9 protein-coding genes are annotated in these 16,866 nt (G+C 70.9%); 3 read left to right on the plus strand and 6 right to left on the minus strand.

Going from position 1 to position 16,866, the window contains the following annotated elements:
* Positions 1–107 precede the first annotated feature (107 nt).
* Complete coding sequence (locus OV090_RS44900; protein ID WP_267711124.1) at positions 108–2,354, plus strand: polysaccharide biosynthesis tyrosine autokinase; 2,247 nt, start codon at positions 108–110, stop codon at positions 2,352–2,354.
* Between the two features lie 139 nt (positions 2,355–2,493).
* Here OV090_RS44900 and OV090_RS44905 read toward each other — a convergent pair whose 3' ends face one another.
* Positions 2,494–3,162, minus strand: a complete 669-nt coding sequence (locus OV090_RS44905; protein WP_267711125.1) for a DUF3592 domain-containing protein — start codon at positions 3,160–3,162, stop codon at positions 2,494–2,496.
* Positions 3,163–3,477: 315 nt separating this feature from the next.
* Between OV090_RS44905 and OV090_RS44910 the strand changes: the two genes are divergently transcribed.
* Positions 3,478–4,515: an endo alpha-1,4 polygalactosaminidase gene (locus OV090_RS44910; protein WP_267711126.1), complete on the plus strand. Its 1,038-nt coding sequence runs from the start codon at positions 3,478–3,480 to the stop codon at positions 4,513–4,515.
* Between the two features lie 26 nt (positions 4,516–4,541).
* Here the strand turns inward: OV090_RS44910 and OV090_RS44915 are convergent, their stop codons facing one another.
* Positions 4,542–6,374, minus strand: a complete 1,833-nt coding sequence (locus OV090_RS44915) for a hypothetical protein (RefSeq protein WP_267711127.1) — start codon at positions 6,372–6,374, stop codon at positions 4,542–4,544.
* A gap of 583 nt (positions 6,375–6,957) precedes the next feature.
* Between OV090_RS44915 and OV090_RS44920 the strand changes: the two genes are divergently transcribed.
* Positions 6,958–9,345 (plus strand): hypothetical protein, encoded by a 2,388-nt coding sequence (locus tag OV090_RS44920; protein WP_267711128.1) that lies wholly within the window; start codon positions 6,958–6,960, stop codon positions 9,343–9,345.
* Positions 9,346–9,499: 154 nt separating this feature from the next.
* Here the strand turns inward: OV090_RS44920 and fusA are convergent, their stop codons facing one another.
* The 4 genes from fusA to ahcY form a co-directional block, all read right to left on the minus strand.
* On the minus strand, positions 9,500–11,599 hold the full coding sequence (gene fusA / locus OV090_RS44925; RefSeq protein WP_267711129.1) for an elongation factor G: 2,100 nt from the start codon (positions 11,597–11,599) through the stop codon (positions 9,500–9,502).
* A 302-nt stretch (positions 11,600–11,901) separates the two neighbouring features.
* Entirely contained in the window at positions 11,902–13,920 is a 2,019-nt protein-coding gene (gene tkt / locus OV090_RS44930) for a transketolase (protein ID WP_267711130.1), read from the minus strand.
* A gap of 255 nt (positions 13,921–14,175) precedes the next feature.
* Positions 14,176–14,655, minus strand: a complete 480-nt coding sequence (locus tag OV090_RS44935; RefSeq protein ID WP_267711131.1) for a hypothetical protein — start codon at positions 14,653–14,655, stop codon at positions 14,176–14,178.
* 863 nt (positions 14,656–15,518) lie between these two features.
* Entirely contained in the window at positions 15,519–16,859 is a 1,341-nt protein-coding gene (ahcY, locus tag OV090_RS44940; protein WP_267711132.1) for an adenosylhomocysteinase, read from the minus strand.
* Positions 16,860–16,866: the final 7 nt, after the last annotated feature.

The raw sequence follows: 16,866 nt of genomic DNA on the forward strand, positions 1-16,866 counted from the left end.
CGTGGGCGGTCGCCGGCACGCGGGCGATCCGTCACCGCCGGCGCGCGTCGTTCCCTCCGCGTCGCTCTCTTGGCGCTGCGGCGCGCTCGGCCTAAGCTGTCTCGACCGTGACGCCCCCGCCCGGAACCGCGCCCGCGCCCGACCCGACCGGCCCTGACGAGGCCGACCGGGCCATGGAGCAGCTCATGCGCTTCCTGGCCATCCTGCGCCGGCGCTGGCTGGTCGTCGCCGTCATGACAGTGCTCGCCCTGGCCGGGGCCGCGATCGCCATCACCGCCCTGCAGCCGCGCTGGCGGGCCAGCGCCACCGTCGTGCTCCACCTCGGCGGCCCGCAGGTGCTCGACAAGGTCAAGAACGTCACCGAGGACACCGAATCGCGGCTCCTGGCCTACAAGGAGTACTACCAGACCCAGCGCGAGATCATCGGCAGCCGCACCGTCGCCGAGCGGGCGCTCGCCGCACTCGGCCTCGCGCAGGACCCGGTGTTCCTCGGCATCGCCGACATCGGCTCCGAGGCCGAGCGCATGGCCCAGGCCGCCGAGGTCGACCCGATCGAGCGCCTGCGCGGCATGGTGTTCGTCGAGGAGGTCCGGGGCTCGCGGGTGCTGAAGATCTCCGCCGACTACCCCGACCCGCAGATCGCCGCCGACATCGCCAACGCGCTCGCCGAGGCCTACCTCGCCCACGTCGACGCCTCGCGCGCGCGCACCGGCGACGCCGCCAAGGCAGGCGTCGAGGCCGAGCGCGCCAAGGCCCTGCTCGCCCTCCAGCTGGCCGAGAAGGCCCTGTCCGACTTCAAGCAGGAGCACGGCATCAGCTCGATCTCCCTCGCCGATCGCCAGAACGTCATCACCGAGGCGATCATCAAGACCACCGCCAACCTCAAGGACGCCGAGGCCGAGTCGTTCGCCGCCAGCGCCGTCCACGAGGAGGCCGAGCGCCTGCACAAGGCCGGCAGCATCGCCGGCGCCAGCCTGCTCCCGCCGCTCGAGCGACGTGTCTTCGAGGACATGCGCGCCGAGGAGCTCGAGGCCGAACGCGAGGTCGAGCAGCTCGCCATCAAGTACGGCGACAAGATGCCCGAGCTCCAGCAGGCCAGGAAGCGCCTGCGCGTGATCCAGGGCCGGATCACCAACGAGGAGAAGGAGCTGCTCGCGGGCCTCAAGGCCCGCGCCAACGCGGCCCGCACGACCGAGAGCCGCCTGCGCGGCTCGCTCGACGGCGAGAAGGAGAAGGCCCTCGGCCTCACCCTGCTCGAGCGGCAGTACCGCGAGCTCGAGCGCGAGAGCAAGGCCGCCGCCGAGTCCTACGAGCTGGTGTCGAAGCGCGACACCGAGATCGAGATGCTCGGCCGCGTGCAGTCGGAGGACATCGAGATCCTCGACCGCGCGACCAAGGGCCGCAAGCCGGTGTTCCCGCCGAAGGCGCTGCTGGTCGCGGTGGCGCTGGTCAGCGGCCTCACTCTCGGCGCCCTGCTGGCCCTCGGCGTCGACGTGCGCGACAACCGGATCCGCGGCCTCCTCGACCTCGAGCGCGCCCTCGCCGGCCTCGGCCTGCCGGTGCTCGGCCAGCTGCCGCTCCTGCCCGCCGACGCGCGCATCGGCGTCAGCAATTTGCGGGCCCAAAGGCGCCAGCGCGACCTCCACACCCTGCTGTTCCCGCAGTCGCTCATGGCCGAGCGCGTCCGCGGCGTGCGGACCTCGCTCGGCTTCGCCGCCGGCAAGGACGGCCTGCGCACCCTCGTCGTCACCTCGCCCAACTCCGGCGAGGGCAAGAGCTCGACCGCGGTCAACCTGGCGATGAGCTTCGTCCAGGCCAAGAAGCGCGTGGTCCTCATCGACGCCGACATGCGCCGCCCGCGGCTGCACCAGGTGTTCGAGCCGCCGATCGGCCGCGAAGCCGACGGCCTCGCGCGCGTGCTGGCCGGCAAGTGCACGCTCGACGAGGCGCTGATCACCGGCGGCGACGTGCCGGAGGGCATGTCGGTGCTGCTGTGCGGGGAGATCCCGCAAAACCCGTCGGAGCTGCTGGAGAGCCCGCAGACGCGCAAGCTGCTGGCCGAGCTCGGCGAGCGCTTCGACCTCGTGGTCCTCGACACGCCGCCGGTGCTGCCGGTCAGCGACCCGCTGATCCTGGCCCGCATGGCCGACGGCGTGGTCGTCGTCGCTCGCTGCCAGGCCACCACCCGCGCCGGCCTGCAGCGCGCCCTCACCACCCTCCGCCGCAGCGAGGCCAACCTGCTCGGCGTGATCCTCAACGAGGTCGACTCCCGCCGCGAAGAGGCCGGCTACGGCGCCGGCTATTACTCTTATCATGCCGACCCCAACGCCGCCGCCCCCCACGGCTCGGCGTGATCGCCGAGCCGGCAAACGAATCCGCCTTTTGGACATGTTCTCGAGAGCATGTCCGAAAGGCCCGATCTCGCTCAGTGATACGTAGATTCGGACATGCCCTCGAGAGCATGTCTTTCAAAAATTTTCTGAAGATGAACGATCACGGGTCCGGCGGCAGCGCGCGGGTGTCGATCACCACGCGCTGTGGGTCGCGCGGGTCGTAGCAGATCGGCAGCGTCGGCCCATCGAGGTGCGGCCGCGGGTCGTACCAGAACCGCTGGCTCTTGACGATCCGCAGGCGGGGATCGCCGGGCAGCACGAACTGGCACAGGATCACCCACGGGTGGCTCTCGGCCTCGTCGTCCGACCGGTCCTGCTCGACCGAGACGATCGTGCCGTCGACGCGCGCCCCGTGGCGCAGCAGCGCCTCGATCGCCCGCTCGTGTCGGCGCGCGATCAGAAACCACACCAGCGCGGAGAACACCAGCTGACCGCCGCTGCCGATGAAGATCAGCGGCAACAGCCAGCGCGCGCCCCACGTGTCGATCTCGGCCCACTCGGCGTCGGCGAGGTCGTAGACGATCGGCACCTGGACCCCGATCGCGTACGGCGGCTGGGTCGCGGTGCCCGACTGGAACAGCCGCGACTCGCCCGCGCGGGTCACGTAGGCGATGTCCGGCGCGAGCATCTCGTCGACCGCGCGCAGCGAGACCACCTGCCCCTCGACCTGCTCGGTCGTGGCCAGCGCGCGCGAGCCGAGCACCGCGATGACGAGGCCGACCACCATGAGCACCAGGCCGAAGAAGCCGACGACGGTCGAGCCCCGCACTCTCCCAGAGTGACCCGCAAAACCCCCTCGCACAAGCGCGATCGCGGAATCGCGGCGAGCCGCGGCGGCCTCGCGCGACCTGGCGATGCGTCCTGCTCTTCGCAGTTCACTCCGGCCGGCGCGCCGGCGCCCGCGGGTCGGCGGCCGGGGTCGCGCGACCTCCATGCTGTAGTCATATGTCTCTTCGGACATATCACATCCACCGCGAAGGCCGGGAGATCCACGCGGTCGCCCGCCCCGCGCCGGAGCGTCTGCGCGGGGCGCGGGCCCTGCCGCGCGCGCTTTCGCCGGGCGCCCTCGTGCTACCGTCGCGCCATGACGAGACGTTCTCAGGTGTGGTCATTGTCGGCGCTGCTCTTCGGGGCCTGCACCGGCTCGGGCTCCGACGACAGCTCCGGCGCTCCTGCCACCGACACCGACGCCACCACCGAGCCGGGCACTGCCGCCGACGCCACCACCGAGGGCACCGACACCTCGACCGGCGTCCCTACCTCCGGCACCACCGACAACCCGACCGGGGCGACCGCGAGCACCACGGTCGACCCGACCGGCCAGACCGTCACCGGCACGACCGACGATCCCGGCACCAGCACGGGCCCGACCAGCGAGACCACCGACGGCACCACCGGCGTCGCCGAGGTCGAGCTCCCGCCGCCCGACGGCGAGTTCGACTACCAGCTCGGCGAATCCTACGACCCGCCGATGGGCGTCACGATCGTCTCGCGCGACCGCAACGCCGCGCCGGCGCCCGGCCTCTACAACATCTGCTACGTCAACGGCTTCCAGGTCCAGCCCGACGAGGAGGACTTCTGGCTCGACGACCACCCCGACCTGGTGCTGCGCGACGGCATGGGCAACCCGGTGATCGACCAGGACTGGGACGAGATGCTGCTCGACACCAGCACGCCGGAGAAGCGGGCCGCGCTGGCCGAGATCGTCGGCGGATGGATCGCCGCCTGCGGGGCCGACGGCTTCGACGCGATCGAGATCGACAACCTCGACTCCTACTCGCGCTCGAAGAAACTGCTGACCCAGGACGACGCAGTCGCCTACATGGCGCTGCTGTCGGCCGCAGCGCACGCGGAGAACCTGGCGATCGCGCAGAAGAACTCGACCGAGCTGCTCGATCGCAAGGAAGAGATGGGCACCGACTTCGCGGTCGCCGAGGAGTGCAACACCTACGAGGAGTGCGGCGATTACATGGGCGCCTACGGCGACGCGGTGCTGATGATCGAGTACGTCGAGGCCGACTTCACGACCGGCTGCGAGCAGTACCCGCAGATGTCGATCGTGCTGCGCGACCTCGACCTGGTCGCCCCGGGCTCGCCCGGGTACGTGCGCGAGGCCTGCTGAACGCGAATGTCCTGTGTGGCCGGGGCTCACCGCCCGCACAGGCGCTCGGCGAGCTGGCGCTCGTACAGCGACTCGGGCACCAGCCCCGCCTGATTGCTGCCCTCGATGTAGCCGGCGGGCTGGTCGAACGGCGCCGGCGGCTTTTCGCCCGAGAACGTGCCCGAGCCGCCGATCGCGTAGTTCTGGGCCGTGGGCGGGCGCTGGATGACCGCGACGCCGTCGCCGCTGGCGTAGTTCCAGGCCACCGAATGCACCGACGACCAGCCGTGGCCGGTGCCGTAGTCGCCGCGGTTGTACAGGCCCAGCACCACGAGCCCGTCCTTGGCCGGCGCCGCCTCGACCACGTTGTCGTAGAGCAGCCCCATGCTCCACCGGCGGTGGCCCTCGCTCGACGCGTTGGGCCCGGTCGACGTCGAGCGGTGGAACACCACGCCCGAGGTGTACGACGTCCCGTTGGACACGAAGTGATGGCGCCCGTTGGTCGCGTGACAGTCGGTGAACAGCACCTGCTGGGCGTTGCTGACGTCGAAGTTGTACATGCGCTCGCCCGTGATCTGCGCCACCGGGTCGAGCGCGTGTGCGTCGGCGACCGTGACCTGCACACCCGTCTGCACCGTGACCGCGGCGAAGCCGAAGTGCAGCGCGGTGAACCGGCGCACCCACGCGTCCTCGACCCCGCGCAGGGCGATCGCCGACCACGCGTGGTCTTCGTCGTCGCCGCCGAGCGTGTCGATGTCGATGCGCAGGTCCTCGACCCCGACCTCGGTCACCAGCCCCTCGCGGTCGGCCTTGTACACGTAGGACTGCGACAGCGCGCGGTCGAGGTGGTTGAACACCGGCGCGTCGATCGTCAGCGTCGCCCCGTCGATCGCCAGGATCTGCCGCTTGAACACCAGCGGCTGCGAATCGACCGTCCACGGCCCGTCGTCGCCGGTCCCGCCGTGGTCGACCGCCGCCAGCCACGCGTCGGTGCAGGGGTGCACGATCACCACGTGATCGCCGACGGCGTAGAGCGACGGATCTGCGACCTCCAAGGTCCGCCCGCCGACCGGCACCAGCTCGCTGACGATGTCGCTGCGCGTGCCCGCCAGCTCGGCCTGCCACTTGTCGTTGGCCCCGCTGCCCACCACCAGCACCGTCCGCTGGTGCGGCTCGTCGCCGATCGCCCGCAAGATCGTGCTGCTGGCCGGATCGTCGCCGTCGCCGGCGCCGCGCAGCACCACCCCGCTGTGCTGCAGCCGCACCGTGCCGTGGATCTCGTACTCCCCCGGGGCCAGCAGCACCGCGCCGCGCAGCCCGTCGACCCCGAACGGCAGCGCCCCGAGCTCGTCGATCGCCTGCTGCAAGTGCGCCGTGTTGTCCCCGGCGACCGGGCCGATGTCGAGCACCACCGGCACGTCGGGTATCGGCGCCTCGCCGCGGTGATAGCCGGCCCAGCTGAAGTCGGCGATCCGGTTGCCCTGGTCGTCGGCGACGTAGGTCAGCGCGTCGCCCTCGACCGGGACGATCTGCGACGTCCAGCTCCCCGGCGGCTGCTCCAGCGGCGGCGGGCACAGAGCCGCGCCGGTGGTGCTGTCGTCGCCGGTATTGCCGGTCTCCGAGGTCGCACCGCCGAGGTCGGGCGTCGGGCCGGTGGTGGTGACGACGCCGTCGGTCGGCTCGACGCTGGTGGTCGGCAGCGCCGTGGTCCCCGTCGTCGTCGTCGCGCCGTGGGTGGTCGTGTCGCCGGTGCCCGCGGTCTCGCTGCCGCTCGCCTCCGTGGTCGTGGTCCCGCTCGCAGGACAGGCCGCGCCACCGACGAGGATGAGGCCACACAGCACGAGGCCGCGACGCGGGCCGATCACGGGCGAGGATGTCATGCCGGCAAGCTATCAACCGCGTCCGGGGCGAACAAGGCGCGGTCCTGCTCGCGCCGCGGGGCTGCGGGGCCGCGAGCTGGGGCCGCGCGTCTGCCGAGGTCACCGCGCGACGGCTCGGGATGCGCCCCTCACTCGGCGGTCATGTCCATGGCTGCTCTTTTGTACATGCCTTCATGAACATGTCCTCATGGACATAATCATGAGATGCGCATCGATCGGGGTGACTGCTGCTCGCTGGCGACGTCGCCGACGGTACGTCGGTGTGCGACGAAGACGGCGAGGGTCGGGACCGCCCGTTGGCTCCCGGTGGCGGGGCCGCACGGGCCGATGCCGAGCGGGCGGGCCCCTCGCGGGCGAAATGCCGGCGAGGACTGTGGGGTAGATCTCTGCGGCGAGGACACGGCCACCGACCCGCGGGGGCCGTTCGTTCGACCCACAGCAGCAGGTCCCAAGCAGCCCGGCAGGCCGGGTGCCGCTCGGGCTAGTATCCTTGTCACGTGCGCCGGACCTCCGCCGACTCGACCTGACGCGCGTTCCTGCGAACCCCCCTATCGCGCCCGCTCCCCCGTCGCGGCCTTCGCCGATGTCCCCTCCCAAGATCCCGACCGTGGTGGTTCGCGGCCTCGAGCCCGAGGCCGCGGTCAGCTCGATCGCGCGCGACCGGCCGTCCCAGCCGCCGTGGTCGCGGATCTTGCTCGGCCTGGCGATCGCGGGCCCGGCCCTGTGGCTCGGCGGGGTGCCGTCGATCGTGGTGCCCGGCTTCTGCGCGGTGGTGCTGGCGCTGTGGATCCGCCTGTGTACGCGCAGCGAGCAGCCGCTGCGCGTGCCCTCCGGCGCGTTCATCGGCCTGTTCGCCGCCGGCCTGACGCTGCTGCAGTGGATGCCGCTGCCGCTGTTCGTGCGCGAGCTGGTGGCGCCCGGCCTCACTGCGCGGGTGGCCGCGGCGCTGACCGGCAGCGGCGCGACGGCGTGGCCGGGCCTCTCACCTGTCCCCGGGGACAGCGCGCTGGAGGCCGCGCGCCTGCTCGCGCTGACCGGCCTGTTCGTCGGCGCCGCGCAGCTGTCGTGGCGCGTCAGCGCCGGCCTGGTCGCGCTGGCCGGCTCGCTGGTGGCGCTGATCGGCCTCGCCCAGGCGGCCTTCGGCGTCGAGGCGATCTACGGCCTCTATCAGCCGCTGCAGGTCGACCCGACGATCACCCCGGCGCTGCTGACGACTTTCGTCAACGCCAACCACCAGGCCGGCCTGTTCCTGCTCGGGATCTTCAGCGCCGGCGCGCTGGCGGTCCACATGCGGCTGCAGGGCCGCACGACCACCGACGCGGTCCTGGTCGGCCGCCTGCGCGAGCGCCGGCTGGCGGCCCTCGGGGCCCTGGCGATCCAGGGCGCGGCGCTGCTGCTGTCGCTGTCGCGGGCGGCGATCGTCGCCCTCGCGGTGGTCGCCCCCGTGGCGCTGATGCTCGCCTGGCGCAACGGACCTGTCCCTGCGGGCAGGTCCAAGTCGCGCGACCCGCAGGGCCGGCTGTGGCTGCAGCGCGGGGCCCTGGCGGCCGGGCTCGGGCTGCTCGCGCTGGTGGTCGCGCGCCAGGGCGCGTGGGCCGAGCTGTCGACGCTGTGGCGCGTCAACGAGGCCGAGACCAAGTTCCGCATCGCCTCCGACGCGGTGGCGCTGATCGACCTGTCGCCGGCGCTCGGCGTGGGCCGCGGCGCCTTCCTCGACCTGTTCCCCGCCGTCGATTCGCGCCCGCTCGGCGTGGTCCACACCCACCTCGAGTCGGCCCCGGCGGCGATGCTGATCGAGTGGGGCCCGCTCGGCGGCGGCCTGGTCGCGCTGGGCCTCCTGTGGTGGTGGATCGCCGCCGTCTACAGCACCGGCAGCGGCCGCCACGTCAGCGCCCGCCGCGTCGCCCTGTGCGGCCCGCTGGCCCTGGCGATCCACAACCTCGCCGACTTCAACCTCGAGTTCCTCGGCGTCGCCGCGCCGCTGTGCGCCCTGGCCGGCGCGCTGTCGGAGCGCCGCGGCTTCTTCCGCGCCCCGGCCCGCCCGGCCATCCTCGTCGGCGGCCTCAGCCTGGCCGGCGCCGCCGCCCTGGCGCTGTGGGCCCAGCCCTACACCTGGCAGAACCGCACCGCCGGCGACGCCGCGGTTGTCTCCGGGGACATGTCCCCCGAGGCAGCTCAGAGGATGCGCCCGCTCGACGCCTCGTTGCACATCCTGCTGGCCCAGCGCGCGCTCGAGATCGAGGACTGGGCGCAGGCGCGGGCGCGGGCGACCGTGGCCAGCGAGCTGCAGCCGGCCAACTCCGACGCGTGGCTGCGGCGGGCCCACGCCGCGCGCGAGCTGGGCGACGCGGCCGAGTCTGCGAGCTCGCTGGCGCGGACTCTGGCGACCATGCGCCACCCGCCCGACCTCGACCTGACGCGCTACCTGCTGGGCCGCTACCCCAACGCCGAGGAGCTGGCGCCGCTGATGCCGAAGGAGCTGGCGCCGTGGACGGTGGTGATGGAGTCGCTGATCGCCGAGGCCCCGGCGTACGCGGCGATCCTCGCGGCCGCGCGCAGCCAGGTCGACGGCCGCGAGCCGCCGGTGTTGCACATGCAAGTCCGCCTGGCCCTCGCGCTCGACAACCCCTCGCTGGCGCTCCACTATGCCCGCCTGCTCCGCATGCTCGCGCCGCACGAGGTCCACAGCCACCTGCTGCTGGCCCGCGCGCTCGAGAGCCAGCGGGTCCCGCGGGAGCGCGAGCTGCAGGGCGACCTCGAGGAGGCGCTGGCCCAGAACCTCGTCACCGAGCCGGCCCAGATCGCCCTGCTCGAGGAGAAGCTGCTCGGCTCGTACCTCCGCGACGGCCAGCCCGACGCCCTCGCCCGCGCCCGCGACCTGCTGCCCCGCCTGCTCGCCCGCCCCGGCGACCGCGCCGCCCTCCAGCGCCGCCACGCGCTCGAGCGAGCCCTGGTCCAGGCTGGTCGTTAGGACAGGTCACGCGTTCGACCGGGGCGGCCAATCGCAGCCCGGGGTGACTCGCACCGAGCTGCGTGGCGGTCTTTGATGGCACCGCAGAAAGCGCCGAGGGCGGCGCGATCGCTCGCACCGCCCTCGAATGTGCGGACTTCTGGTCCGCCCGGGCTCAGCCCTTCTTGTTGCCGGCGTACTTCTTGATGAGGTCGTCCTGCACCTGGCGGGGGACCGCCTCGTAGCGCTCGAACTCCATCGTGTACTCGGCCTTGCCCTGCGACATGCTGCGCAGCTCGGTCGAGTAGCCGAACATCGTCGCCAGCGGGACGTGGGCCTCGATGACGCTGATGCCCATGCTCGACTCCGAGTTGATGATGTTGCCGCGGCGACGGACCAGGCCGCCCTGGATGCCGCCCTGGAACTCCTCGGGCGTCTCGACGGCGACCTTCATGATCGGCTCGAGCACCTGCGGACCGGCCTTGGGCATGGTCTCCTTGAAGGCCGCGCGGGCGGCGATCTGGAACGCCATGTCGCTCGAGTCGACCGCGTGGGCCGCACCGTCGTTGACCTCCATCTCGACGCCGACGACGGGGAAGCCGATGAGCACGCCGCGGTCGAGCGACTGCTTGAAGCCGTTGTCGCACGACGGGATGTACTCACGCGGGATCTTGCCGCCGACGACGTTGTCGACGAAGCGGTAGGTCTTGTCCGGCGCGTCCTCGGGCAGCGGGCGCATCACGCCGCCGATCTTCGCGTACTGACCGGAGCCGCCGGTCTGCTTCTTGTGGATGTACGTGAAGGGCACCTCGGACGTGATGGTCTCGCGGTAGGCGACCTGCGGCTCGCCGACGGTGGTCTCGACCTGGTACTCGCGCTTCATGCGCTCGATGTAGATGTCGAGGTGCAGCTCACCCATGCCCTGGATGATGGTCTCGCCCGACTCCTCGTCGCGGTGGACGCGGAAGGTCGGGTCCTCCTTCGAGAAGCGGTTGAGCGCCTTCGAGAAGTTGGCGAGCCCGTCCTTCTTGGTCGGGGTGACGGCGTAGCTGATGACCGGCGCCGGCACGAACATCGAGCGCATCGAGTAGACGACGTCGGAGCCGGTGAAGGTGTCGCCCGAGGCGCAGTCGATGCCGAAGAACGCCGCGATGTGACCCGCGCCGACCTCCTCGATGTCGACCATCTCGTCGGCGTGCATGCGCACGAGGCGACCGACCTTGTTCTTCTTGCCCGTGCGGGTGTTGAAGATCGTGTCGCCCTTCTTGACGTGGCCCTGGTAGATGCGGATGTAGGTCAGCTGACCGTACTTGCCCTCTTCGAGCTTGAACGCGAGGGCGCACAGCGGCGAGGCCTCGTCGCTCTTGAGGATGACCTCGGTCTCCTTGCCGTCGTTGGCGATCTGGTAGGCGACGTTCTTCACCTCGTCGGGCGCCGGCAGGTACTTGACCACGCCGTCGAGCAGGTGCTGCACGGCCTTGTTCTTGTAGGCCGAGCCGCAGAACACCGCGGTGAAGTTGAGCGACAGGGTCGCCTTGCGCAGCACCGGCACGATCTCCTCGGCGGTGACGTTGGCGCCGTCGCCCTCGAGGAAGCGCTCCATGATCGAGTCGTCGAAGTCGCCGAGCGCCTCGACCAGCTTGAGGCGGTACTCCTCGACCGCCTCCTTGAGGTGCTCGGGGCACGGCTCGCGGCGGATGTTCTCGCCGTTGTCGCCGTCGAAGTACAGCGCGTCACGGGTGAGCAGGTCGACGACGCCCTCGAACTGGTCCTCGGCGCCGATCGGGTAGGTGACGAGGTGGGCGTTGTGACGCAGCTTCTCGCGGAGCTGACGGGTGACCTTGAACGGGTCGGCGCCGGAGCGGTCCATCTTGTTGATGAACGCCAGCCGCGGCACGTTGTAGCGCTTCATCTGCCGGTCGACGGTGATCGACTGCGACTGCACGCCGGCGACCGAGCACAGCACGAGGATCGCGCCGTCGAGGACGCTGAGGGCGCGCTCGACCTCGATCGTGAAGTCGACGTGTCCGGGGGTGTCGATCAGGTTGAGGAAGTGGTCCTTCCACTCGAGGAAGGTGGCAGCCGACTGGATCGTGATGCCCTTCTCGCGCTCGAGGTCCATCGAGTCCATCGTCGCGCCGACGCCTGACTTGCCCTTGACCTCCTCGATCTTGTGGATCTTCCCCGAGTAGAACAGGATGCGCTCCGAGAGCGTCGTCTTGCCGGAGTCGATGTGCGCGGAGATCCCGATGTTTCGGACCTTTGCGAGTTCCATGGTAGTGCTCTGCTGACCTTGCCGATGACGAGTGCAGGTGTCGGGGGTCCGGGCGTCCCGGCAAATGGGATGCGGAGCGAGTCCGCCGCCGGCCCTCCGAGCCTGTTGTGCTGCTCAACCCCTCGATCCTCGGACCTGGATGGCCCTCGGCGGGGGGGTTGAAGTTTTGCCCTGGAGCCCGAAAGACAACCCCTGTGGGTGCTTTTGAGCGCGCGGAGCATGCCACAAGGTGCCCCGCTTGGCCGCTTGAGGCTGCCCGGCGGGGCGTGATCGTCCGCACCCGCCCTGCGCGCCGCGAGCGCCTAGGGGAGCTCCAGCCAGTGCTTCACCACCGCCCCGGGCGTGAAGCCGAACCGCTCGGCGAGCAGCTTGCCCGGGGCGCTGGCGCCGTAGTGGTCGAGGCCGTGCTGGTGGGCCGCGAACCGGTCCCACCCGAACGTGGTGCCCGCCTCCACCGACAGGCGGCGCGAGATCTCGGGCGGTAGGACGCTGTCCTGATAGGCCTTCGGCTGGGCGAGGAAGGCCTCCCAGCACGGCATCGAGACCACCCGCACGCGCTTTCCGTGGTCCGCGTGGAGCGTCTTGGCCGCGGCCAGCGCAGTCGCGACCTCGGAGCCGGTCGCCACCAGGATGCCGTCGAGCGGGCCCTCGGGCTGCCACAGCACGTAGGCGCCTTCGCCGATCTGCTCGCGCGTCTCGGCCATGATCGGCAGGTCCTGGCGCGTCAGCAGGATCACCGTGGCGCCGTCGGCGTGCCCGCGCTGCAGCGCCAGCCGCCACGCCGCCGCCGTCTCGCGCGCGTCCGCCGGCCGCACGACGTACAGGTCGGGGATCAGCCGCAGGCTCATCAGCTGCTCGATGGGCTGGTGGGTCGGGCCGTCCTCGCCGACCCAGAAGCTGTCGTGGCTGAAGATGTAGACCACCGGCGCCTTCATCAGCGACGACAGCCGCAGCGCCCCGCGCATGAAGTCGGAGAACACCAGGAAGGTCGCGCCGTAGGCCCGCACGCCGCCGTGCAGCGCGAGGCCGTTGCAGACGCCGGCCATGCCGTGCTCGCGCACGCCGAAGTGCAGCACGCGCCCGTCGGGGCGGGTCTTGCTCTGCGCCGGCAGCTTGAGCTCGACGCCGTTCGAGCCGGCGAGGTCGGCGGAGCCGCCGATCAGGGTCGGGTGGGCCTTCACCAGCGCCTCGAGGATCTTCTGCCCGGCCTTGCGGGTGGCCACCGCCGAGCCCGGCTCGAAGCTCGGGATCGCACTCAGGACCTCCTCGGGGACCGCGTCGCTCTGCAGCGCCTCGAACTGCTTGGCCAGCTCGGGGTGGGCCTTGCGGTAGGCGGCGAACTTGGCCTCCCAGGCCTTGCGCTGCTCGCCGAGCCCGCGCCGCTGCTCGGCCAGCGCCGCACGGACCTCGTCGGGCACGCGGAACGACTGGTCTTCGGGCCAGCCCATCGCCTTCTTGGTCGCCACGATCTCGGCGTCGCCCAGCGGCGCGCCGTGGGCCCCGTGGGTGCCAGCCTTGTTGGGGCTGCCGGCGGCGATCACGGTGCGGCAGGCGACAAGGCTCGGCCGCGTGGTCTCGGCGCGGGCGAGCACCAGCGCCGCCTCGACCTGGGCCGCGTCGGCGCCGTCGACTCGCTGCACGTGCCAGCCGTAAGCGGCGAAGCGGGCCAGGACGTCCTCGGTGAACGCGAGGTCGGTCGAACCGTCGATCGAGATCTTGTTATCGTCATACAGGAACACGAGCTTGCCGAGACCGAGGTGTCCGGCCAGGCTCGCGGCCTCCGAGGCGATCCCCTCCATCAGGTCGCCGTCGCTGCAGATCCCGTAGGTGAAGTGATCGACGATGTCGTGCCCCGGCCGGTTGTACGTGGCGGCGAGGAAGCGCTCCGCCAGCGCCATGCCGACAGCGGCCGCGAATCCAGTGCCGAGAGGACCGGTGGTCACCTCGACCCCGACGGTATGTCCGTACTCGGGATGGCCCGGGGTCTTGCTGCCCCACTGACGAAACTGTTTCAGCTCGTCGAGCGGTAGATCATAGCCGGTGAGGTGCAACAACGCGTACAGCAGCATCGACCCGTGGCCGGCGCTCAGCACGAAACGATCGCGGTCGGGCCAACGCGGGTGCTCGGGGTCGTGGACGAGGAATCGCGTCCATAGCACCGAGGCCATCACGGCCGCGCCCATCGGCATCCCCGGGTGGCCCGAGTTCGCCTTCTGCACGGCGTCGATGGCGAGGGTCTTGATCGTGTCGACGAGGAGGCCCGAAACGCGGGGATCGGGGCTCGAGGTCGCAGGGAACTCGCGAGGCGGCACGGCAGGCATGGCCGGGTGCCTATCACGATTGTGACGGCGAGGGCCGACCGGGCCGTGGGGCAGCGGCGTGACCGAACGCGGGACAGTCAGACATCGCCGGCGAATCTACCGCATGGTCCGCGAAGTTGGATTCGCGCGGACAAACACGGGACCCGCCGGACGACCGATGGCCCGGACGACTTACGGAACAGCAATGGCGGACCCGGCGCAGCCCCGGCGACCTCGCGGATGACGAGGCGAGGGCTGGCGCCGGCCGGCCATTCCTCAGACGGCAGTGTAACGAGTGCCGCGCGCCTGGCCGGTCCACGACACGAGGCCGCGCTCGATGAGGCGAGCGAGGGCAGTGCGGACCTGCAGCGGGGTGCCGCCGACCACGGCCGACAGGTCCGGCGCGGCCTGCGGCCCCGGGGCGGTCTTGAGGGCGCTCAGCATGCCCTGGTCGTAGGCGTCACGGCCCGCGGGGGTGCGGGTGTCGACGACCGACTTGGAGCCGCCGCCACGCTTGGCAGCCGGCGCGGGCGCCTCCTTGGCGGGCGCGGCAGCGCCACGGCCCTTGCGGCCGGCCTTCTCGGGGGCCTTGGCCAGCGCCTGCGGGACCTTGACCGGCTTCCCGGCGCCACGGCCGCGCGGGCTGGCGGGGGCCGCTGCGCCGCCACCCTGACCCAGGAGCTCACCGATCGTGATCCCCTTGAGCAGCGAGCCGAGCTCGCCAGTCGCGAGCTTGCCGAGCTCAGCGAGGCTCATCTGGGGATTAGAACGGATCTGTTCGATCATCACGTCGCGCTCGGCATTCGCGACGGCATTGCGGAAGGTCGTCTCGAACCTAGACATCGTCTTAGCTTTTTGCATGACCCGAGATCCAAGGTCAATCCATATTCGGCGGGCGCCGCCAAAAATCTTCAGTCCCCGCACTTTCAGTCCCCCCACTTTCCCCGCTTCCCCCTGTCCCGACTCCCTTTCCCCCGGTCCCCCGCGTCCTTCCGGTCGGATCAGTTCCCCCCCACTCCTCAGTTCCCCCCACTCCTCAGTTCCCCCCGCGCCCAGTTCCCCCAACCGTTGGGGTCCCCCCAACCGTCGGGGTCCTCCCATCGGGTGCCCGCAACCGATCGGCCCATGCGGAGCTATTGGATGTCCCGCGTTTACACGGCCGTTTCGTTGGCCCGCTTGCATCGCCTGAAACCGCGTCTTTGCGCCCCCGCCTGCAGCGGGCGCTCCGCGGCCGTGGGAGCGCTTTGGGGCGCTCGCCCGCCCGGCCTGCGAAATCGGTAGCGGTCGTCCGCCCGCGACACTGTTCATATCGGCGGCACTGCCGACTTCCGACTCGTCGGCATCGGGCGGCTACCTGCGCGGCAACCCGCGCGCCCCCTGTGCAGTATCCCGCGAACGCGCGTCAGTCCGATGTTAGGTGCGCCGGTACTCCGTTTCGGCGGACGCTCGTCCGCCGGCCCGCAGCGTATGCGCGGGCGCGCGCAGACATTCTCTTGATGCCGACACGCTGCTGACTACCTTTTAAGGGCCGTAGAAAAGCGAAGAGGGGGACGGTCGCGGCCGCCCCCCTCTCAGTCGGGACATCGGCGCACCAGGCGAGCCCGGCGCGCCCGTCCGGGTCAGTAGCGGTAGTGCTCGGGCTTGAACGGACCCTCCTGCGACACGCCGAGGTATTCGGCCTGCTTGTCGCTGAGGCGGGTGAGCTTGACGCCGAGCTTTCCGAGGTGCAGGCGGGCGACCTCCTCATCGAGGCGCTTCGGCAGCACGTACACCTTGCCCCGCGCATAACGGCTGCGCTCGGTGTAGAGCGACAGCTGGGCGAGGACCTGATTCGTGAAGCTATTGCTCATCACGAAGCTGGGGTGGCCGGTGGCGCAGCCGAGGTTCACCAGGCGGCCGCGGGCCAGCAGGAGGATCGCGTGGCCGTCGGGGAACACGAAGCGGTCGACCTGCGGCTTGATGTTGATCTCGCGGACGCCCTTGTCGGCGACGAGGCCGGCGACGTCGATCTCGCTGTCGAAGTGGCCGATGTTGCAGACGATCGCCTCGTCCTTCATCTTCCGCATGTGCTCGAGCGTGACGACATCGCAGCACCCGGTGGCAGTGACGAAGATGTCGGCGACGCTGGCCGCCTCGTCCATCGTCGTCACCTGGAAGCCCTCCATCGCCGCCTGCAGCGCGCAGATCGGGTCGACCTCGGTGACGAGGACGCGGGCCCCGAAGCCGCGCATCGACTGGGCGCAGCCCTTGCCGACGTCGCCGTAACCGGCCACGACCACGACCTTGCCCGCGACCATGATGTCGGTCGCGCGCTTGATGCCGTCGGCCAGGCTCTCGCGGCAACCGTACAGGTTGTCGAACTTGCTCTTGGTCACCGAGTCATTGACGTTGATCGCAGCGATCTTCAGCTCGCCGCGCTCGGCCATCTGATACAGGCGATGGACGCCGGTGGTGGTCTCCTCGCTGACGCCGAGGCACTGCTCGAGCGAGCCGAGGTGCTCCGGACGGTGCAGCACCAGCGTCAGGTCGCCGCCGTCGTCGAGCAGGATGTTCGGCGGGCTGCCGTCGGGCCAGCGGATCGTCTGCTCGACGCACCACCAGTACTCCTCCTCGGTCTCGCCCTTCCACGCGAACACCGGCACGCCGGTGGCCGCGATCGCGGCCGCAGCGTGGTCCTGCGTCGAGAAGATATTGCACGACGACCACCGCACCTCGGCCCCGAGGTGCGTCAGCGTCTCGATCAACACCGCCGTCTGAATCGTCATGTGGAGGCAGCCGGCGATCTTGGCCCCCTTCAGCGGCTTCTCCGCCCCGTACTTGGCGCGCAGCGCCATCAGCCCGGGCATCTCCTTCTCGGCCAGGGCGATCTCCTTGCGACCCCAATCGGCCAGGCCCATGTCGGCGACCTTGTAGTCGGGCGTGGTGGGCGGCTTTTCCTTCGACACAGTGCTTGCAGTCATCGTCTAC

It is taken from the genome of Nannocystis sp. RBIL2, assembly GCF_026626745.1.
GTDB lineage: Bacteria > Myxococcota_A > Polyangia > Nannocystales > Nannocystaceae > Nannocystis.